General features: G+C 74.4%; 15 protein-coding genes and 1 tRNA gene. 12 read left to right on the top strand and 4 right to left on the bottom strand.

Annotation, left to right across the window (positions count from 1 at the left end; genetic code table 11):
* Nucleotides 1-5 precede the first annotated feature (5 nt).
* Entirely contained in the window at nt 6-344 is a 339-nt protein-coding gene (locus ACSMXO_RS03920) for a translation initiation factor 2 (protein WP_455416710.1), read from the bottom strand.
* Nucleotides 345-436: 92 nt separating this feature from the next.
* On the opposite strand from ACSMXO_RS03920, the gene ACSMXO_RS03925 reads away from it, so the two are divergent.
* Nucleotides 437-622, top strand: coding sequence for a hypothetical protein (locus ACSMXO_RS03925; protein ID WP_346259830.1), 186 nt, complete (start codon nt 437-439; stop codon nt 620-622).
* A 183-nt stretch (nt 623-805) separates the two neighbouring features.
* On the opposite strand, the gene ACSMXO_RS03930 is transcribed toward ACSMXO_RS03925, so the two are convergent.
* From ACSMXO_RS03930 to ACSMXO_RS03940, 3 genes are all read right to left on the bottom strand, one after another.
* Nucleotides 806-1,432: a flagellar biosynthesis protein FlgA gene (locus ACSMXO_RS03930; protein WP_455416711.1), complete on the bottom strand. Its 627-nt coding sequence runs from the start codon at nt 1,430-1,432 to the stop codon at nt 806-808.
* Nucleotides 1,433-1,722: 290 nt separating this feature from the next.
* Complete coding sequence (locus tag ACSMXO_RS03935; protein WP_455416712.1) at nt 1,723-2,148, bottom strand: FmdB family zinc ribbon protein; 426 nt, start codon at nt 2,146-2,148, stop codon at nt 1,723-1,725.
* Between the two features lie 95 nt (nt 2,149-2,243).
* Nucleotides 2,244-2,858: a 5-formyltetrahydrofolate cyclo-ligase gene (locus tag ACSMXO_RS03940; RefSeq protein ID WP_455416713.1), complete on the bottom strand. Its 615-nt coding sequence runs from the start codon at nt 2,856-2,858 to the stop codon at nt 2,244-2,246.
* A gap of 101 nt (nt 2,859-2,959) precedes the next feature.
* On the opposite strand from ACSMXO_RS03940, the gene ACSMXO_RS03945 reads away from it, so the two are divergent.
* The 11 genes from ACSMXO_RS03945 to ACSMXO_RS03995 all read left to right on the top strand — a co-directional run bounded on the left by ACSMXO_RS03945 (nt 2,960) and on the right by ACSMXO_RS03995 (nt 20,601).
* Nucleotides 2,960-5,809 carry a diguanylate cyclase gene (locus tag ACSMXO_RS03945; RefSeq protein WP_455416714.1) on the top strand — a complete coding sequence of 950 codons (2,850 nt, stop codon included), beginning with the start codon at nt 2,960-2,962 and terminating at the stop codon, nt 5,807-5,809.
* 9 nt (nt 5,810-5,818) lie between these two features.
* Nucleotides 5,819-6,775, top strand: coding sequence for a UTP--glucose-1-phosphate uridylyltransferase (locus tag ACSMXO_RS03950; RefSeq protein WP_346259827.1), 957 nt, complete (start codon nt 5,819-5,821; stop codon nt 6,773-6,775).
* Nucleotides 6,776-6,797: 22 nt separating this feature from the next.
* Nucleotides 6,798-8,117, top strand: a complete 1,320-nt coding sequence (locus tag ACSMXO_RS03955) for a molybdopterin molybdotransferase MoeA (protein ID WP_318400299.1) — start codon at nt 6,798-6,800, stop codon at nt 8,115-8,117.
* 78 nt (nt 8,118-8,195) lie between these two features.
* Entirely contained in the window at nt 8,196-8,837 is a 642-nt protein-coding gene (locus tag ACSMXO_RS03960) for a GNAT family N-acetyltransferase (RefSeq protein WP_346259826.1), read from the top strand.
* Nucleotides 8,838-9,057: 220 nt separating this feature from the next.
* Nucleotides 9,058-9,888: a divisome protein SepX/GlpR gene (gene sepX / locus ACSMXO_RS03965; protein ID WP_346259825.1), complete on the top strand. Its 831-nt coding sequence runs from the start codon at nt 9,058-9,060 to the stop codon at nt 9,886-9,888.
* Nucleotides 9,889-9,984: 96 nt separating this feature from the next.
* Nucleotides 9,985-10,061, top strand: a tRNA-Ala gene (locus tag ACSMXO_RS03970).
* Between the two features lie 372 nt (nt 10,062-10,433).
* Entirely contained in the window at nt 10,434-12,527 is a 2,094-nt protein-coding gene (locus ACSMXO_RS03975; RefSeq protein WP_455416715.1) for a right-handed parallel beta-helix repeat-containing protein, read from the top strand.
* A gap of 182 nt (nt 12,528-12,709) precedes the next feature.
* Nucleotides 12,710-13,630, top strand: a complete 921-nt coding sequence (locus ACSMXO_RS03980; RefSeq protein ID WP_346259893.1) for an ABC transporter ATP-binding protein — start codon at nt 12,710-12,712, stop codon at nt 13,628-13,630.
* 236 nt (nt 13,631-13,866) lie between these two features.
* Nucleotides 13,867-14,571: an ABC transporter ATP-binding protein gene (locus ACSMXO_RS03985; RefSeq protein ID WP_455416716.1), complete on the top strand. Its 705-nt coding sequence runs from the start codon at nt 13,867-13,869 to the stop codon at nt 14,569-14,571.
* A gap of 16 nt (nt 14,572-14,587) precedes the next feature.
* Complete coding sequence (locus ACSMXO_RS03990) at nt 14,588-17,776, top strand: FtsX-like permease family protein (protein ID WP_455416717.1); 3,189 nt, start codon at nt 14,588-14,590, stop codon at nt 17,774-17,776.
* On the top strand, nt 17,773-20,601 hold the full coding sequence (locus ACSMXO_RS03995) for an FtsX-like permease family protein (protein ID WP_455416718.1): 2,829 nt from the start codon (nt 17,773-17,775) through the stop codon (nt 20,599-20,601). Before ACSMXO_RS03990 ends, ACSMXO_RS03995 begins: the two co-directional genes overlap by 4 nt.
* Nucleotides 20,602-20,650: the final 49 nt, after the last annotated feature.

Below are 20,650 nucleotides of genomic sequence, written 5' to 3' on the forward strand. Positions count from 1 at the left end.
TCGGGTCAGAACAGGGCTCGGGAGCAGAGCAGGCACATCAGCACCAGCACCACCGCGCCGCCCACCAGGCCGACGCCGTAGGTCAGCGTCCGGGCGCTCCCCTCCTCGGCGTCCAGGGCGGCGTGGTCCTGGGCCGGCAGTGCCCGTGGCGGTGCCGGCCGTACGTGCAGCGGCGGACGCCAACCCGGCGGTGGGGTGGTACTCGGCGGCGGGCCGGGGTAGTGGATCCCGGGTCGTACCGGCGGCGTGGCGGGCTCTGCCGTGGACTCCGGGCTGTCGGCGGGTGGTCCGGTGGGTCGACGCCAGAAGGCGTCATCGGCGGAGTTCCCGCTCTGCGTCGTCACGCTGTCCGACGCTACCAACCGGAGCCGTTTCCGGCCCCTTGCCCGCTGTCACCGGCGGACTGTGGACCGGCTGCCCCGGGTACGCTTGCCGGGTGTCGGGGACGGAGCAGCAGCGCACCACCGGGGTCGGGCGGGATGACGACCGGCCGGTCAAGCTGACCGGTGACTACCGGGTGCTGCCGGAGCAGTCCGTGGACGACACCGACCGAGGCTGGGGCGAGCGGCCGGACTCCAACGACGAACGGTTGTTGGCCGAGCGCCCGCCGCACTGGGAATGACCCGCCTGCGCCGAAGCGCCTGCGATTGATCGACCGCGTCGTTCCGGGCCACTGGCCACCGGCGTAGTGCCTGCTGCTGGTCACCGGCGTAGTGCCGGCGGTTGATCACCGGCTCCGTGCCGGGCGGCTGGTCACCGGCTCCGTGCTGGGCGGCTGGTCACCGGCCTGCGGCTGTGACGGTGGCTACGAACGAACGATGATCGCGAAGCGGGTGGATTCCGGCATCCCGACCGCGCGGTGGGCCTGGTCCGGGCGGAGCGCCAGGTAGACGGCGCTGGCCGCGCCGTCGGTCTGGCCGGGACCCAGCACGTCGAGCACCAGTACCCGGGTTGCCAGGACGGTCGGCTTCGGTGCCCGGCCCGCCTGGTCACCGCCGGGTGCCGCGAGGAGATCCACCCGGGCTCCCGGCCGGGCCACCGTCAGCGCGGCCGGCTCGGCGAGCCGGATCGGCACCCCCACGGTCCCCGCCGGCACCGGCATCCCCGAGTCGCCCGGGGCTACCGTGCCACCGGGTCCAGCCGGCGACCCGCTGGGCCGCTCCGCCGGCCCGCTCCCCGGCGCCGGACTCGCGCCGGCCGACCCGGTGGACGCCGGTCCGCCGGATTCGGCGGGGTCGGCCTTGCCCCCGCTGGCACCGGCCGACGGCGCGGGGCAGGGCGACATCGGCTCGCGTAGGTAGAGCGCGCCGAGCGCGAGCGCCAACAGGGCGGCGACCAGCATCCAGCGGAGTATCGAGCCGGCACCCGGTCGTGACCAGCGGGTCGGGCTCAGCGTGGCATCGCGACGGGTGGGCGTACGGTCGAGCGCCACGGCGAACCTCCCTCGGCCCGGCGGCGCCAGTGGGGTCGGCGTCGTCCGGTGCGCAGCAGGCTAGGCGAGGGCGCCTGGGGGAGGCAGTCGACGATTCACGCCCTGTGGATAACTCGGGGGGTTGTGGATAACTCCACTGACCCCGGCCAGGCGCATTCGCCCAGGCCGCCCCGCCGGGAGACGGAGGGGTCGGCGAAGCGACCTGCCGGCCACCGTGTCGACGGCGGACGAGCCGGCCTTCTCCCAGCCCCGGCAGATGCGCTGGTTGCAGATGCGCTGGTTGGAGGTCGTCAGGTCGTGCTGGTCGAGGAGGAGGACGTCGCCTTCGGCTTGCTGCCGGACCCGCTCGACGCGCCGTTGGTCGAGCCGGATCCGCCGCCGCTGGTGGAGCTGGACGTGCCGCCGCTGGTCGAGCCCGAGTCGCCGCCGGAGCCGGTCTTCGCGGAGTCGCTCTTCGACGAGTCGGACTTGGCCGCCGTGGAGCTGCCGGCCCCTTCCGAGCCGTTGCTCCGGGAGTCGGTCCGATAGAAGCCGGAGCCCTTGAAGACGATGCCCACGGAGTTGAAGAGCTTGCGCAGGCGACCCTCGCACGCCGGGCACTCGGTCAACGGCTCATCGGTGAAGGACTGCACCGCCTCGAGCTGGTGGCCGCACTCGGTGCAGGCGTACTGGTAGGTGGGCACGTTCCCCTCCGGATCTTGCAAGTCTGTTGGCACTCGACGTATCCGAGTGCCAATGGTGCGGCATCGTACCCGTTTTCGTCTAGCCAAAGTGTCCGGGCCGACGCCGGGGAACCCGGACCCGCGACCGGTCAACCGGACACCACCGGCTGGAGTCCACCGGAAGGGGTGATCACGGCCCGTACCGGACAGTCATGATCCATCGCCGGGACCGAGTCGATCAACTCGCCGTCGTGCAACAGCGCCACCGTGAGGACCCCGGGAGCGGCCCGGGCGAGGGCACGGTCGTACGAGCCGCCGCCGCGACCGAGCCGGACGCCGCGCCGGTCGACCGCCACCGCCGGTACGACGACCAGCTCCGCCGAGCCGATCGCGCCCCGACCGAGCCGGTCGGTGGCGGGCTCCCGCAGCCCTCGGCCGGCCGCGACCAGGCAGCCCGGTCCGGCGTACGGCGCCCAGTCCAGGTCGAGGTCGGGGCGGAGTACCGGCAGCAGGAGCTGTGCACCCGGTCCCAGCGCCCCGGCCAGCTCGTCCGGCAACTCCGCTCCGCCCGGCTCACTGCCGACCGGCACGTAGCCGGTGACCAGGCGCGGTCGTACCCGCTGGGCCAGGGTGCGGAGTTCGGCCCGGACACGCTCGGCGGCGGCCAGTCGGGCCGGAGCCGACAGCGCCCGGCGCCGGGCCAGCATGGTGGCCCGGAGCGCGCTCTTGCGCGGGCCGACACCTTCATCCGAAAAATCCGGCACGTAACACTCCCGGGGGCAGGCCGGTTAACCATTGCGGTTGGGTCAGCATCGCAGCATCGGGTGCCGAGCTTCCGGGGGGATGAGTGACGCTGCGTGGACGCTTGACCACAGCTTTCCTCGCCGTCGTGCTCGGGCCGGTGCTGCTCGGTGCGCTCTCCGTCGCCGGTACGGCCGCGACGGCGAGCCGCCATCAGGCCGAGCACCGGCTCAACCTCGCCGCCGACGCCGTCCGTACCTCGATCGGCGCACTCTGCCAACAGTTGCATGCCACGGCCGGCGCGCTGGCCGTACTCGCCGATCCGGCCAGCCGGACCGGCGCGGCGGCCGAGGTGGTGGCGCGAGGGCTGGCGGACGGCGTGCTGATCACCGGCCCGGCCGGTGCGGTCGACTTCGTCACCCCGACGGCACCGGCCCGGCCCTGGGCCTTCTGCTCCGGGACGGCCGGCACCGGCCCGGCGCCTCGTGCCCTGGCGGCCCGGGTGGAACTCCGGGACCGGTCGGGGGCGGTGACCGGCGAGGTCTGGGCCGCACAGGTCCTCGACGCGGCGTTCGTCCGCCGGCTCGCCACCGCCAGCGGAACCGCGGTGACCCTGCTGCGGGAGGTGCCCGGGCCAGCGGCGACGTCTCCGGGCGCGCCGCCGTCGGGCCTCGTCGCGGCACCGGGCTCCGCACCCCCGGATCCCGGGGCCTCCGGTAGTCGTCCGCCCGGCACCGGCATCCCGGGCGTTGGTTCGTCCGTCGGTGGTGGTCCGGCTGGCAGCGTCTCCCCGGGCGTTGGTTCGTCCGTTGGTGGTGGTCCGGCTGGCAGTGCGGCGCCGGACGCGGGGCCGCAGGGGGCCGAGTCGCCGAGTACCGAGTCGAACGGTTCCCGGGCGGCCGTGCTCGCCGCCGCCCGGCGGATCTCCGGGGACAGGATCGTCCAGGCGAACGGGGGCCGGTACGTCCGCCGGGTCGGTCCGGCCCCCGGCCAGCCGTTGGCGCTGGTGCTCTCGGTGCCCCGCGATCCGCCGGTGGCCCGGTACGGACCCCTCGCGATCGTCGTACTGCTCGCCGGGGTGTTCGCGGTACTGGCCGCCGGCCGGCTGGCCCGGTCGACCACCCGGCCACTGGCCGAGCTGGCCCGGGCCGCCGACCGGGTCGCCGAGGGTGACCTGGCGACCCGGGTGCCGGTCCGGTCCCCGGACGAGGTCGGTCGGCTCGCCGACAGTTTCAACCGGATGACCCGGGAGGCGGAGTCCTACCTCCGGGCCCTGGTGATCAGCCGGCACCAGTTGCGTGACCAGCTCGCCGTGCTCGGCGACACCCTGGCCAGCTCACACGACCTGCACCGGATCTTCCAGTTGCTGCTCCGGGCCGCGATGGCGGCGACCGGGGCCCGGGCCGGGGTGGTGCTGCTGCTCGACCCGAGGACCGGAGTCCTGGTCAGCCAGTGCGCCGAAGGTCTCGACCGGCGCGGTGTCGGGCTCGGCCGACCGGCGTCGACCCGTGCACCGGCCGCACCCGCCAGCTCCGGCGGCACCGACCCGGCCGGCGACGGGAGCACCGACCCGGCGGGTGGTGGGCACACCGACCCGGCATGTGGTGGACCCACCGACCCGGCGGGCGGTGGCCCTACCGACCCGGCGGGCGGTGGAGCTACCGGGCCGGCGGGCGGTGGAGCTACCGGGCCGGCGGGCGGTGGAGCTACCGGGCCGGTGGACGGTCGGGGGAGCGGTTTCGCGGGAGCCCATCGGGATCGCCCGACCGACGACCGGCAGCGGCACGGCGATCCACCGGCGCTGCGGGTACCGCTCGGCAAGGGGCTGCTCGGCACGGTCGTGGCGACGGGTGAGCCGCGCCGGGGCCGGCTGGACCGGGACGGGCCGCGCCTCTACGGCCGCGAGCCGCGCTGCCGGACATACGTGGCCGTGCCGCTCCCGTCCTCCGGTACGGCCGGTCAGGTGCCGTATCCGGGGGCGGAGCCGGGGACCGGTACGCCGCCGCTGCGCCCGGCGACCGCTGGCGGCTGGCCGGGCACGGCCGCCGGGCCGGGTACCGGGCGTCCGGGGCTGACGTTCGGGGTGGGGCGGACGCCGGTCGGCGTACTGGCCCTCTATGACCGGCTCGGGGCGGACGAGTTCGACGACGTCGACCTGGTCACGCTGAGCACCTTCGCCGACCATGCGGCGGTGGCGCTGGAGAACGTCCGGATGCACGAGGAGGCGCAGCGGTTGTCGCTGACCGACCCGCTGACCGGGCTCTGGAACTACCGCTATCTCAAGGAGTCGATCCGGCGGGAGATCGAACGGGCCAGCCGGTTCGGCCGGATGCTCAGCGTGCTCGCCCTCGACCTCGACCGGTTCAAGGAGGTCAACGACACGTACGGGCACGCGGCCGGGGACGCGGTGCTGGCCGAGTTCGCCCAGCGGATCCGGGGTGCGATGCGGGAGGTGGATCTCGCCTTCCGCCAGGGCGGCGAGGAGTTCGTGGTGCTGCTGCCGGAGACGGATGCCCGGGGCGCGGCGACGGTGGCGGAGCGGCTGGGCGCGGCCGTCCGGGAGACCCCGATGGCGATCCGGCCCCGGCCCGGCGCGGTCACCCCGGTCGGGGCCCTGGTCTCGGTCACCGTGTCGATCGGCGTCGCCGTCTATCCCGATCACGCCGCCACCGGCCCGCAGTTGCTGGTCGCGGCCGATGAGGCGCTCTACGCGGCGAAGGCGGCGGGCCGGGACACGTACCAGATGGCCACCGCCGGTGGCCGGCTGACGGTCGAGGAGATCCCGGTCCGGGCCGGCGCGGCGACGCCGGACGACGGGCTTCCGTGGGCGGGTAGCCGGCCGACGCTCGGCGCGGGCGGCGGCTGGCCGACCCGGGCGGGGCGGCCGGGCGCGGACGGACCGGTCACCGCCGACGGCGGCCCGGACGGCGCGTTATCCGGGCCACAACCGCCGCGTCAGGGCCGTGGCCGATAGTCTCGCGACATGCCGGAGAACGCAGCTACCCCAGCCAACTCCTCGACGCCGACGGCCGGACGACGGGCGGTGAAGGCGGTCATCCCGGCCGCCGGCCTGGCGACCCGGTTCCTTCCCGCCACCAAGGTGGTGCCGAAGGAACTGCTGCCGGTCGTCGACCGTCCGGTGTTGCAGTACATCGTCGAGGAGGCTGCCCAGGCCGGTATCGACGACGTCCTGCTGATCACCGGCCGGGGCAAGACCGCGATGGTCGACCACTTCGACCGCCGGCCCGACCTGGAGGCGCGGCTGGAGGAGAAGGGCGACCCGGAACTGCTGGCCGCGGTGCGCCGGCCGGGAGAGCTGGCGCAGATCTACACCTGCCGCCAGCCGGAGCAGCTCGGTCTGGGCCACGCCGTCGGGTACGCCGAGACGCACGTCGGTGACCAGCCGTTCGCGGTCATGCTCGGCGACGAGTTCGTGAACCTCTCCGAGCCGCTGCTGCCGGCCATGCTGGATCTCCAGGCCCGGACCGGCGGCATCGTGCTGGCCTTCTTCGAGGTGCCGCCGGAGGAGACCAAGCGGTACGGCATCGCCTCGGTGGCGCCGGCCGACCGGAGCCTGGCCGACCTCGGCGAGGTGGTGGAGGTGACCGGGCTGGTGGAGAAGCCGAAGCCGGAGGACGCGCCGAGCAACCTGGCGGTGCTCGGCCGGTACGTGCTGCCCAGCGCGATCTTCGAGGCGATCGGGCGTACCGGAAAGGGCAGTGGCGGGGAGATCCAGCTCACCGACGCGATGGGTCTGCTGCTCAAGGAGGGTATGCCGGTGCACGCGATCGTCTACCGTGGCACCCGTTACGACACCGGCATGCCGCTGGGCTACCTGCAAACCGTGGTGCAACTGGCCTGCGAGCGCGAGGATCTCGGTGCGGAGTTCCGGCAGTGGCTGGGCGAGTTCGTCGCCTCCGACGCCGGCCGCCGCACATGACGCCCCCCTGCGAGGTGACGGTGTGACAGCGACGGCCGATGCCGAGGCGGCCGCCAACGAGCTGACGCCGCTCGCCGACTACCTGGGCAGCGTGCTGCGCAGGTTGCGGGCGCTTCCCCCGCTCGACCTCGACCTCACCCAGGCGTACGGCAACGTGCTCGCCGAGGACGTCGTCGCGCCGCACGCCTATCCGGCCTTCGACCAGGCGGCCATCGACGGATACGCGGCGCGCTGGGAGGACATCTCGGGAGCGGGGCGTACCGGTGGCACGGCGGGCGGGTACGGCCCGAGCCGGCTCGGCGATCCCCGCCCGGTGCGGCTGAACGTCGTCGGTGACCTCGGCGCGGCGAGTTGGCGGCCGGTGCGGCTGACCCCGGGAGCCTGCTTCTCGGTGGCGGCCGGCTCGCCGCTGCCGATCGCCGCCGACGTGGTGGTGCCGGTGGAGTGGACCGACCAGGGCATGGCGGCGGTGGAGATCTTCCGGACTCCGAAGCGCGGCTACGGGCTGCGCCGGGCCGGGGAGGAACTGCCGGCCGGTACCCTGCTGGCCCGCTCCGGCTCGTACATCTCGCCGGCCCTGGTCGCGGTCTTCGCGGCGACCGGCATCGGGCACGTGGTGGTCCGGCCCAGTCCCCGGGTGGTGATCGTGGCTACCGGTGACGAGCTGGTCGACGTCGGCCGGGCCAGCCAGCCGGGGCAGGTGGTGGACATCAACTCGCACGCGTTGACGGCGGCGGCTGCCGAGGTGGGCGCGTTGGCGTACCGGGTGGGCATCTGCGACGACGACCCGGAAGGGCTGCGCGGGCTGCTGGAGGACCAGACACTCCGGGCCGACCTGATCATCACGACGGGTGGTACCGGCGCCGGCCCGGGTGACATGATCCGCCGGGTACTGTCCCGCCGGGACGGTGGTCGGGCCAGCCCGGTGACCTTCATGGAGGTCGCCCTCTATCCCGGAAGCGCCCTCGGATTCGGTACGGTCGGAGCCGAGGAGGTGCCGGTGGTGTGTCTACCCGGTGAGCCCGGCGCGGCATTGATCGGCTTCGAGGTGCTGGCGAGGCCGGCGATCCAGTTGCTGGCCGGGGCCGAGCCGGTGTTCCGGCCCAGCGTGCGGGCACACCTGCTGGAGACGGTCTCCTCGCCGTCCGGGCTGCGGGAGTTCCGGCCGGCGCATGTGGCCGAGCGGCGCGGCGGCGGCTACACGGTGCAGCCGCTGCGCGGCGGGCCGTACACGCTCTCCGGGCTGGCCGAGGCGAACGGACTGATGGTGCTCGGCGAGCGGGTGACCAGCGCGGCGGCCGGCTCCACGGTGGACGTGCTGCTGCTGGACCGGCGCCGGTGACCGGGCTGCCGGGAACGGCGTGCGGAACGGTGTCGGGACGTCGATGAGGAGGCGCGGGTTGCCGACGGGACACCGGGCGTGAACCTTGCCACGACCCCGGGCTGGCCGGTCGTACTCCGGGACGGGGCGGTGTTGCTGCGCCCGTACCAGCGGTCGGACGCGGCGGCCTGGTCCGAGGTGCGCTGCGCCAACCAAGCCTGGCTGGCACCCTGGGAGTCGTCCCCGCCGGGGCGGTGGGACGAGATGAACTCTCCGGCCGCGTTCCGCTGGGTCTATCGCGACCAGCGCAAACAGGCGCGTCGCGGCGAGAGCATGCCATTCGCGGTCTGCCTGGTCGAGGGTGGTCGGGAGCGGTTGGTCGGGCACCTCAACCTGGGCAACATCGTGCGCCGGGCGTTCTGCTCGGCGTACGCCGGCTACTGGGTGGACGGCCGGGTGGCCGGGCGCGGCGTGATGCCGACCGCGATGGCGCTCGCCGTCGACCACGCGTTCGGGCCCGGTGGGCTGCACCGGATCGAGGTCAACATCCGGCCGGAGAACGGCCCGTCCCGGCGGGTGGTGGAGAAGCTGGGCTTCCGCGAGGAGGCGTACCACCCGCGATACATGCACATCGACGGCGCCTGGCGTGACCACATCGGGTACGCGATGACCAGCGAGGAGGTCATCCGGGAGGGCGGCCTGCTGGCCCGCTGGCACCGGCTGCGCGCCGCCGCCTCCTGACCCCGCGGCGTTGCCCCTGTTGATCTTCTTAGTCGCTGGTCGGCCGGCGCGCCGCACGATATTCCTGGTGTGTCCCCGTAACCTGAAGTAATCGGGACGTGCGGCAACGTCGGACGGACCCGCGCCGGCTCCGGGAGCTGGTCCGCGCCTGCCGTGGACGTACCCGGCGGTGCGGGAGGTGCTCGTCCGGTCGGTTGCCCCGAGGTGGGTGACGGGAGGGATGAGGGTGCCGGCCTCGGTGCTCCTCGCCGTCCTCGCCGCAGCCGGTCTGCTCGCCCTCGCGCCGGCACTGGTCCGCCGGTACGACGCCACGGAGCGGCTGGCCGCGGAGCGGGCGCAGTCGACGGCGCGGGTGCTCCAGCGCCGCCGACGGCGCCGGAGTGTCCCGGGCCGGCAGCCGGTGAACCCACCCCGCACTCGAATCATCACCCTGCGTGCCGGCGTTCCGCCCCCTGAGGCTGCGGGCGCCGAACCGGTCTCGCCGGCCGCCGGTCCCCGCACCCCGGTCTCCGGGCCGCCGGGGAACGGTCGGCGCAGCCGTCGACTGCGTTCGGTGCCCCGGACCCCGGGACCGGTCCGGCGGCGGCCACCGCCCGCCCGGCACACCCCGGCCGTCTACCGGCGGCGCCGGGTATTCGCCGCCCTGCTGCTGCTCAACTTCGTCGAGCTGGTCGGGGTGGTGCTGGTCAGCCCCGGCTTCTGGATCGGCTTCGCGGCCACCGGCGCGCTGCTGTGCGCGTACCTCGTACACCTGCGCAGCCGGGCCATCGCCGACCGCCGTCGGCGGCGGATGCAGGCCCGGGAGGCAGCCTGGCTGGCCGCCCGGCAGGCGGAGGTCCGGCGCGCCCAGGCCCGCCGGGCGCAGGCCCGCCGGGAGGCGCAGCGTCGCCTGGCGGCTCAGCGGGAAGCGGTACGCCGGGCGGCGCTGGGGATGAACCGGACGGCCGACCTGCCACCGGCGGCCAGTGGGGGCGGTCGGGCGGCGGGGTCGGTCTCCTACCGGCGGGCCGGTGGCCTGCGCGGGCGCCCCTACGAGGCCGGCGGACGGTGACCGGCGCCGGGTGACGTGTCGGCGGGGCTGGTTCGCGCTCGGACCGGCCGACCTGTTAGCCTTGGCGCCGGCCCGCCCTGTTGGTGGGTCGGTCAAGGGGCTGTGGCGCAGACCGGTAGCGCACCTCGTTCGCATCGAGGGGGTCAGGGGTTCAAATCCCCTCAGCTCCACCATCGAAGTAGCAGGTCAAGGGCGGTTTCTCGGAAGATCGAGAAGCCGCCCTTGATCATCTGACCGTCATCTGACCGGCGGACGGGTCCCGGACCGTGGCGGAGGAACTCAAGACCGGCGAGGCCATCGGCACCTTCCTGCTCTGGTCGATTCAGCCAGGACCTCGAAACGTCGGCGATCCTCGGCCCCGGCGCGCACCGAGGAACCCGGCCAGCGCGGCGAGGAGCGCGTTCGCGTACACCCTGGCCGGGTGGGCACCTGTTCCCGGGCCGCACAGGATCCGCACACGGGCCGCCCCGTGCGACGCCAACCGTGGTACTGAACTGGTGCCAATGGCAGCAATCGCGTGAGGAAGCCACCCGAGAGGACGCCCCGTGCAATCCCTGACATGCCCGACCACCGCGCCCCAACGAGAGCGATCACCAGGACGGGCCAGGCAGCGCCTGCTCGCCGCCGCCGGCCTGGCCACGCTGGGCCTGGCCACGCTGGGCCCGGTCGCCGTGCCGGCCCCCGCGCACGCCGGGGTGAGCCCGATCCCCGAAGCCGCGACGGGGGCACCCCGGGCCCTGGCGTATCCGGTCCCGGCCGGTGCGCTCTTCGTGTCGCCGGCCGGCAGCGACAGTGCCCCGGGCACGGAGAGCCAACCATTGCGTACGCTCACCGCCGCGGTCGCCAAGGTGGCCGCCGGCGGGACGATCGTGATGCGCGGTGGCGTCTACCGGGAGGGGATGGGCGGCGTCAACAAGCGGATCACCGTGCAGCCGTACCCGGACGAGAGTGTGCGGCTCAAGGGCTCGGACGTGATCTCGGCCTGGACGGCCGACGGCGGTGACTGGCGGGCCAGCACCTGGGTCTCGCCGCTCTGCCAGACCTGCTACGACGCGGACGCCATCGATCCGGCGTACCCGTTGGCGGGCAGACCCGACCAGGTGTTCCGGGACGGCGCACCGCTGCGCCAGGTCGGATCGCGGGCCGAGGTGGTGCCGGGCACCTTCTTCGTCGACCCGACCAGCAAGGCGCTGTACGTGGGTGACAACCCCACCGGCGCGGTGGTGGAGGCGTCGGTCCGGTGGCGGGCCATGCTGCTCAACCCGGGCGCGGCCGGCAGCGTGATCCGCGGCCTCACCTTCACCGAGTACGCACCACACTGGAACGAGGACCAACTCGCGGTGCTGATCGTGAACGCACCGGACGCGGTGATCGACAACAACGTCCTCACCCGCAGCGCGGGCCGGGCACTCGGGATCTACAACACCGGGATCACGGTCACCGGCAACCAGGTGGTCGACAATGGCGGCGCGGGAGGGAACTTCAACCGGGCGCACGACGTACTGGTGACGGGCAACACGTTCAGCCGCAACAACACCGCCCGGTTCGCGGTGTCGACCTGTACCTACGCCTGCACCATGGCCGGGCTCAAGATGGCGCACACCGCCCGGCCGACCGTGCGGGACAACGTCTTCGCCGACAACCACGGCACCGGCTACTGGTGCGACCTGGGGTGCACCGACGGAGCCATCAGCGGCAACACCGTCGTGAACAACGCCAACAACGGCATCTACTGGGAGGTCTCGGCCCGTGCCACGATCACGGGCAACCAGATCGACGGCAACGGGCGGGGTATCAAGGTGTCCGGCTCCGACCACGTGTCGATAACCGGCAACCGGTTCTCCGGCAACCGGACCCAGCTCGGCGTCTACGACGACGCGCGGTCCCCCTCCACCGACTCGTACTCGGCCGGTCTGGGGCTGACCTGGAACACCACCGACACCGTAATCACCTCGAACACCGTGCACGGGACGTCGGCGACCACCCGGTTGATGGAGACGAACCGTACCGCACAGGTCAACGCCGCCCAGATGATCGGGCGGGCGACCGGGAACACCGTGTCGGGGAACCAGAGCATCCACTGGTGCCCGTCGAGCACCTGCACCCAGTACACCACGATCGCGGCGTTCGCCGCCGCCACCGGCATCCCGTTCGGATCCGTCGGCACCCCGACTCCGACCAACCACCTGACCGACCCGGGCTTCGAGGCGAGCCCGCCGGTCTGGGGCACCTTCGGCCCGGCCACCGTGCTCACCCCGGTCGGTACCGCGCGCAGCGGCGCCCGGGCGCTCCAGATAGGCACCACCGGTACGCCCCCGGTCACCGCCGGTGCCACCAGCCCCAACCCGCAAACGCGCACGGTAGCCGGCCGGACCTACTCGGCGTCCTGTTGGGTACGGTCGGCCAGCCCGGTCACCGCGCGGGTCCGGGTGCAGGAGTACACCCCGGACTGGCAGTCGGTCACCGGGCCGACCGAGTCGGCGGGGGTGGCACTGGGCGACCCGAACACCTGGTATCAGGTGGCCCTGACCCACACCGCCACGACCAGCGACAACCTGCTGCCGCTCAGTGTCCTGTCGCACAACCTGACCCCGGGCGGTCCCACGTTGCTCGTCGACGACTGCACGCTGACCAGCTGACCGACTGACCGCAAACGGTGCTGCGCCGGGAGATCGTCTCCCGGCCCAGCACCGTTGCCGCCTCTCGCCGTCCGGGCCGCCAGCCAGCAGGTCGCCCTGAGCGCCGCGCTGTTGACCGCATAGATCTTCATGGCTAGAGTCTGCGCGACGCGGGCCGAAGGAGAGGTGTCGCCATCACACCGCTGTCTCTCCCGCAACCACCGGCACGGCGAGCGGCGGAGTTCGGCCGGGACGCGCTCATCGTCTGCGAGAGCCTGGTCCGGATCTACCAGACCGGGTCGATCGAGGTACAGGCGTTGCAGGGGCTGGACCTCGTCGTACAGAGCGGCGAGATGGTCGCCGTCGTCGGGGCGTCCGGGTCGGGCAAGTCGACGCTGCTCTCCATCCTCGCCGGAATCGACGCCCCCACCGCCGGGCGGGCCCGCGTCGACCGGTGGGACCTGCTGGCGATGTCCCGGGCCGACCGCGTCCGCTACCGGCGGCACACCGTCGGGTTCGTCCGGCAGCAGAGCACGAGCAATCTCGTGCCCTACCTGACCGCGCGGCAGATGGTCGACCTGCCGATGACCGCGGCCCGCACGCCGGCCAGTACCCGCCGCGCCCGCGCCGCCGAACTGCTGGACGCCCTCGGTGTCGCCGACTGCGCCGACCGGCGTCCCGCGCAGATGTCGGGCGGGCAGCAGATGCGGGTCGCCGTCGCGGTCGCCCTCGCCAACCAGCCCCGGGTGCTGCTGGCCGACGAGCCGACCGGCGAGCTGGACACCGCCACCTCGGCGGAGGTTCTCGGGGCGCTGCGGGACGTCAACCGGCAGCTCGGCGTCACCGTCGTCGTCGTGACCCACGATCCCGAGGTCAGCGGCAAGGTCGAGCGGACAGTGGCGATCCGCGACGGGCGTACCAGCAGCGAGGTGTTGCGCCGTGCGGCGACCGGCGCCGACGGCGACGTGCGGGTGGTCGCCGAGGAGTACGCCGTGATGGATCGTGCCGGGCGGGTCCAGGTGCCGCGCGAGTACCGCGAGGCGCTGGCGTTGACCAGGCGGGTCCGGCTCGCCCTGGAGGCCGACCACGTCGCGATCCGCCCCGACCTCGCCGAGCCCGCATGAGCGAGCGCAGCGAGCGAATCATCGGACTCAGTGCCAATGTGTCTCATGTCGGCACGGAGCGCAGCGGAGTGCCGGCATGAGCGAGCGCAGCGAGCGAATCATCGGACTCAGTGCCGATGTGTCTCATGTCGGCACGGAGCGCAGCGGAGTGCCGGCATGAGCGAGCGCAGCGAGCGAATCATCGGACTCAGTGCCGATGTGTCTCATGTCGGCACGGAGCGCAGCGGAGTGCCGGCATGAGCGCCGACCCGCTGGTCACCGTACGCGGCGTCCGGCGGAGCTTCGGTGTCGGGCCGACGGTCGTACACGCGCTACGGGACGTGTCGTTCGACGTCGACGCCGGCACGATGGTCGCCCTGGTCGGCCGCTCCGGCTCCGGCAAGACCACCCTGCTCAACATCGTCGGCGGGCTGGACCGGCCGGACTCCGGCACCGTCGTCGTCGACGGCACCGAGGTGACCACCCTCGACGAGGACGGCCTCTCCCGGCTACGACGCGCGACGGTCGGCTACGTGTTCCAGACGTTCGGACTGATCCCGGTGCTGTCGGCCGCGGAGAACGTCGGCGCACCGCTGCGCCTGGCCCGTACCCCGGTGGCGGAGCGCGAGCGCCGGGTCGAGCTGCTGCTGGAACTGGTGGGCCTGGCCGACCACGCCCAGCAGCGTCCCGGCGAACTCTCCGGCGGCCAGCAGCAGCGAGTGGCGATCGCCCGGGCCCTGGCCGCGTCACCACGGCTGCTGATCGCCGACGAGCCGACCGGGCAACTGGACGCCGAGACGGGCCTGTCGGTGATGTCGTTGCTGCGTGCCGTGGTGGAGTCCGAGGGTGTCACGGCACTGGTTTCCACGCACGACCCGGTGATGATGGCGCTGGCGGACCGGGTGATCCGGATCCAGGACGGCCGGCTCGACGACGAGCCCGACGGGCTGGCATCCCGGTGACGGCCCGGGGCGGCGGATGCTGAGGCTGCTCGGGCTCCGTGCCCGCGCCCAGTGGCCGCTGCTCGCGGCTCTGCTGGCGGTCGTCGTGCTCGGCGCGACCCTGCTCGGCACCTGCGCCCTGCTGGTGACCGGTACCGCAGATCGGGCGTTCGAGGTCGCCGCGGCCCGGGCCGCTCCCGGCGACGTCGGCGTCACCGCCTACACCGTCACCGTGCGGGGCACCCACGCCAGCTCGGTGGCCGCCGATACCCGCGAACTGTTGACCTCGACCCTCGCCCCGTTCTCCGCGACGACGGCCACGCGGGCGTCGTCCGCGTTCCGCACGCTGCCGGAGCAGCTGGCCGGACGGACCGACGTCCTGACCGAGACGTACCTGTCGGCAATGGATGACCTGCCGGCCCGTGCCGCGCTGGTCGACGGACGCTGGCCACAGGCCGCCGGTGGGGCCACGTCGCTGGAGGCCGTGCTGCTCGAACCCACCGCGCGGCGGCTCGATCTCGGCCTCGGCAGTCGCGTCCGGCTCGGCGCGGAGTTGACCGACGAGCCCGCCCCGGCGGTCGACGTGACCGTGGTCGGCGTCGTACGCCCGCTGCCCGGCACCGGGTGGGACCGTGACCCGCTCGGCGGGGCCGGCTACGATCTCGCGTTCAGCGACGGGCGCCAACCGCAGTTGGTGCACGCCTACGGTCCGGTCATCGTCGATCTCGCCGACCTGCTCTCCGGCGGCCACACCATCGACCGGATGGAGATCACCGCCCAACCGGACCTCTCCAGTCCCGCCCGCCACGACCTGGAAACCGTCGCCGGGGCCGTACGCGGCGCCGACCGCCGGCTGGCCGGGATCCTCGGCGACCGGGTGCGGATCGAGAACCTCGCCTCGCGGCTGCCACAGACGCTGCTGGCCGCCCGTGAACAGCAGCGGGTCACCGCCGCCACGGTGCTCGCCGTCGCCCTGCTCGGCGGTGTACTGACCGCGACCGCCCTGGCCCTCGCCGGACGGCTCGCTGCCGGAATACGCGCCGAGGAGACCGGCCTGCTGTCGACACTGGGCTTCGGCCGTGGCCAGCTCGCCGCCGTGTCGGCTGTCGAGGGCGGTACGCTCGCGCTGCTCGCCGCCGCGCTCGCGGTCCCCGCCTCGTCCCTGCTGCATTCCGGCCTGACCCGGCTACCACCGCTGGCGGGCGCCGGCCTCGCCGGGCCACCGGGGGTGACCGCCCCGCAGCTGCTCGTCATCGTCGGCGGCGTACTGGTGCTCGCAGCGGTACTCATGGTCCTCGCCGCCCGGCCGGTCGCCGTGGCCGGCGGCCGACGCGACCCGCGCGGGCTGCTCGCCCGGTCCGGCGCAGACGTCCTGCTCGTGGCGTTCGGCGCGGTCGGGCTCTGGCAGCTGCACGCCCAGGCCGCCGGCGCCGACAGCCGGGTCGACGCCGTCCGGGTTGTCGCGCCCACGCTGCTGCTGGCCGCCGGCGCCGCGCTGGCCCTGCGCCTGATACCGCCCGCGTTGCACGCTGCCGAGCGGCTGGCCCGCCGTGCCCAGGGACTGGCGCTTCCGCTTGCCGCGTTCGAGGCCGCCCGCCGGCCCCAGGCGGTCGCCGCCAGCCTGCTGATCGGCCTTGCCTGCGGAGCCGGCACCTTCGCAGTCGCCTTCGACGCCACCTGGGAACGGTCGCAGTACGACCAGGCCGACCTCTCGATCGGCACCGACCTGGCGATCGCGCTGACGGCCCCGCCGGTCGCCGGGCAGGGCGCGGCGGTCAGCGGGGCGACCGGGGGAGCGGTGAGCCCGGCCGCCGAGCGGGGCGTCGCCATCGGCCAGTGGCTCGGCACGGCCGGCGACGCGCCCCGGCTGGTGGCCGTGGACACCGGCCGCGCCGGGACGCTGCTGCGCGGGCGGCTGGACGGCGACCGTAGCTGGGCGGAGGTGGGCGCCGCACTGGCGCCGCCGTCCCGGGCCGTCGGAGTTGCCGTCCCGGCCGGTACCGCCCTCGCCCTGACCGGTACGGCGACCGGTTCGACCCCGGTCGTGGTGACCCCCAGGCTGGTGTTCCAGGACGCCACGGGCCTGCGGACGACCTGCACCGGCGAACTCGTCCCGCTCGACGGCGCGGTACACCGGCTACCGGAGTGCGTGCCGGCCGACGGTCTGGAACTGGTCGCGCTCTCCCTGCCGATCGCGGCCGATCCGTCCGCCGGTCCGGCCGGTCCCGAGCGCAGCCACGTCGCCGTGACGCTGATGGTTCCCGGGGCGTCGGCCCGGAACGGCGCACCGCCGTGGACGGCCACCTCCGCCCCGCCCGCACCCGAACAGCTCACGGATTCGGCCGTCGCGCTCGCCGGCACCGCCTCGGGCATCGAGTTGAGAATGACGACGACCGTCCAGCTCAGCGGCGCTCAGATCGCCGCCCGTGACCTCGTCGCGACCGCCTTCCCCGCGCCCGGACCGATACCCGTGGCCGTCTCGGCCCGCCTCCTCGACGAACTCGGGGTGCACCGCGGCTCCCCGCTCAGCATCGGCGTCGGCGCCTCGGCCGTTTCCGTCGTCGTCGCCGACGTGGTGCCGTACGTCCCGTCCGCCCCCGGTGCCGCCGCCATCCTGGCCGACCTGGACGCGGTCTCCCGTGCCCTGGTGGTCGCCGGCGACCTCCAGTATCCCGTGGACGGCTGGTGGGTCGGCCACCCCACCCGGACGGACGCCGCCGTACACGCCGCGGCCCTGCACGTCGGTCAGGTCACCACCCGCGCCGCCGAGGCCGAGCGCCTGCGCGCCGGGCCGTTGCGCGCCGGACTGCCGGCCGCGCTTCGGCTGCTCGTCCCCGCCGCCGCGTTGCTGCTGGTCGCCGGTGTCGTCCTGCACGTACTCGTCGACCTGCGGGCCCGCACGGTCGAGGTGGCCCGGCTGCGCGGACTGGGAATGACCCGGCGCGAGGTCCGCGCGGTGCTGTTCGGCCAGTACGCCGGCCTCCTGCTGCCGCTGCTGATCGCGGGTGCGGCCGTCGGCGGGCTCGCCACGCTCGTCGTCGCGCCCCCGCTGGTCCGGTCCGACGCCGGTGCCGCGCCGGTCCCGCCCGTCGTGCCGTACTGGCCGTGGGCGGCCGAGGCGGCCCTGCTCGGCCTGCTGCTGGCCGGTTGCGTGCTCGCGGTGGCGGTTGTGGTCACCGTCCGGACCCGGCGCGCCGAGGCCGCGTACCTGCGGGTGAGTTCGTGATCCGGCTCCGGCGCCCCTCGGCGTCCTGGCGACCCGCTGTGTCCTGGCGACACGCCGTGCACTGGCTGCCCGCGCCGCACTGGCCGACCGTCCGCAGCCGCCCTCGGGCCGATGCCGGGCCGCTGCTGTTGACCGCGGTCGTCGTCGCGGCCGTCGTCCTGTTCGCCGGTGCCGTGCCGCCACTGATCCGGGCCACCGCCGACGACGCCGTCCAGCAGGCGGTACGCCGCGCCGGCGACGACGCCGCAGTCCGGGTGCATACCCGTTGGGAGCCGGACGCCGGACCGCGCGGCGGACGCGTCCGCGACCCGTACCTCGCCGAGGCCGTCGGCGACCTGCACGGGATGGCCCGGGACGAACTCGGACCCGATCTGGCGGCCGCGCTGCGCCCGTCCATCGCCAGCGTCACCAGCAGCATACTCAAGATCACTGACGGCAGCGTGCAGCGCACCTTCCAGCTCAGCTACCTCGGGAACGATCCTGCGACCGGTGGGGGCCCGGACGTCATCTGGATCGCCGGCGGCGCCCCCCGGCCGGCGGTCCCGGAGGCGGACAGCCGGGTCGAGGTCCTGTACGGCGGACCGCCCCGGCCGGTGCAGGTCGGCCTGTCGAAGGCGGACGCCGAAGCCCTCGGCCTGGGCCCCGGCGACCGCATTCCGCTCGTGGACCAACGCAAGAACGAGAAGTACGTCCAGGTCAGCGGTGTCTTCGAGGCGGCGGACAGCGGCGATCCGGCCTGGCGACTCGCACCGTGGCTGTTGCGACCCGTTCCCGGCGTCGACGGCGTGGGCAGCACCCGGCTCGCCGGGCTGCTCTCCGCCGACTCCCTGCCCGACGCCCGGCTCGCCTTCGAGGACGACGAGCTGGAGCGCAGCATCTGGTTCAGCCCCGACCCCGAGGCGTTCACCCAGGACTCGGCGGGGAGCATCGCCGCGACCGTGGTCGCCCTCAAAACGTCCTCCGGCTCCTCCGGGGTCCGAGACAGCTCCCTGCGCTGGGAGACGCGGCTCGACGCCGTGCTACGGGACGTCCGGACCCAGATCGCCGCCGCGACCGCGCAGGCGTCCGTACTGCTCATCGGTGTCCTGGCCGTCGCGGTATTGGTGCTGACGCTCGCTGCCGAGCTGCTGGTCCGGCGCCGCGCCTCGGCGCTGGCCGCCGCCCGGCAGCGCGGCGCCGCCCTGCCGGACCTCGCTGCGGAACTGCTGCTCGAATCCAGCGTGCTGGCGCTGGTGGCCGCCGTGGCCGGGCTCGCGCTGGCCGGCGCGGTCGCCCCGGGCCTCTCCTGGAGCTGGGCGGCCCCGGTGGTCCTCACCGCAGCCGCTGCCGGCCCGGCTCTCGGCACACTCGCCGCCGCCCGGGCCACCCGGGACCGACGCGTCCCGGCCAACCGGGCCGCCCGCCGCTGGGTCCGCCGCACCGGGCAACTGCGCCGGGCCACCCTGGAGACCGCGGTCCTGGCCGCCGCGCTGGCCGCCTTTGTCGCGCTGCACCAGCGCGGAATCCTTCCGGCCGTCCTCTCCGGCGCGCCAGCCGGTCCGGAGTCCGGCCAGCACGATGGCCTGACACTGCCGGCGAGCGCGCCCGCGCTTGGCGCGCTCACCGGCGGGCTCGTGCTGCTGCGGCTGCTGCCTGCCGGCACCCGCCTTGCACTGCGGCGCTCCCTGCGCTCCCGCCGCCCGCTGGCGGTGTTCGGCGCCGCGCGGGCGGCCGCGACGTCGGCACGCGTACTTCCACTGCTGGTCCTGGTGACCTCGGTCGCGCTGGCGTCGTTCGCGCTCACGCTCCAGGCCACCACCGTCCGGGGCCTCGCGGCGGGCGCGTGGCGTACCGTCGGCGCCGACGTCCGGGTCGACGTCAGCCCGGCCGCCGAGGACTCCACGGCAGATCTCGCCCGGCGCATCGCCGCTGCGCAGGGGGTGCGGCAGGTGGTGGCCGCGCAGGTGACCGACAGCGCCTCGATCGCCGCCGATTCGACGCTCGTCGCGCCCCGTCTGGTGATCGTGGACGCCGTTGCTCTCGCGCGGCTCCTGGCTGCGACCCCGTTGGCGGGCGGACCGGAACTCGACAAGCTCGCAGTGACCGGCCCCGGCCCCGTCCCGGCGCTGGTGCGCTCCAGCGACGGCGAGCTGCGGCCCGGCATGCGGCTGGAGCTCCGCCGGCAGGACGGCCCGGCCGTCCAGCTCGCCGTGGTCGGCGCGGCGCCCACCGTCGGCGACGCGGACGACGTGGTCATCGTCGACGCCGCCGCGATTGCCGCCACCGGTGTGCCGGTCGTTCCGAACACCGTGTGGGTGGCCGGCCCCGGCGCGGCTCGGGCGGCCGCCGACACCAGCGTCGCGGCTGAGGTGGTGGTGCGCGAGGACGTGTTGGCGCAGCGCCGCGCGGCGCCGCTCTCCTTGGGGATGCTGCGACTGGGCCGCGCCTCGGTTGCGATGTTGCTGGCCATGGGGCTGCTCGGACTCGCGCTCGGCGCGGCTGCCGGTGCGCCGGAGCGGTGGCAGACCCTTACCCGGCTGCGGACGCTCGGCCTGCGGCCGACGGACGCCCGCCGGGTCGCCGCGGGTGAGTTGCTGCCGCCGGTGGTCGTCGCCGCGGTGGGCGGCACACTGCTCGGCACACTGCTCGCGGGCCTGACGCTCGGTCCGCTCGCGCTGCGACTGCTCACCGTGCAGGCTGCCGACCCGGCGCTGGTGCTGCCGTGGTGGGAGATCGGCCTGCTCGCCGTCGCGTTGCCGGTGGCGGTCGTCGCGGTGCTGCGGGTCGAGTTCGCATTCCGGCGCCGTCGGCGGCTGGGCGAGGTGCTCCGGGCGGGCGGGGGATAGCCGCCGGCGACCGGGCGCGGTACCTCGGGCGGGCGGGGATAGCCGGCGA

The sequence above is a fragment of the Plantactinospora sp. DSM 117369 genome (genome assembly GCF_053764795.1).

What these genes read in the sequence shown, in the direction of transcription:
- ACSMXO_RS03950 (WP_346259827.1), top strand. Translation starts at nt 5,819, where the DNA reads ATGCCGGAGAACGCAGCTACCCCAGCCAACTCCTCGACGCCGACGGCC.
- sepX (WP_346259825.1), top strand. Translation starts at nt 9,058, where the DNA reads ATGAGGGTGCCGGCCTCGGTGCTCCTCGCCGTCCTCGCCGCAGCCGGT.
- ACSMXO_RS03985 (WP_455416716.1), top strand. Translation starts at nt 13,867, where the DNA reads ATGAGCGCCGACCCGCTGGTCACCGTACGCGGCGTCCGGCGGAGCTTC.
- ACSMXO_RS03990 (WP_455416717.1), top strand. Translation starts at nt 14,588, where the DNA reads ATGCTGAGGCTGCTCGGGCTCCGTGCCCGCGCCCAGTGGCCGCTGCTC.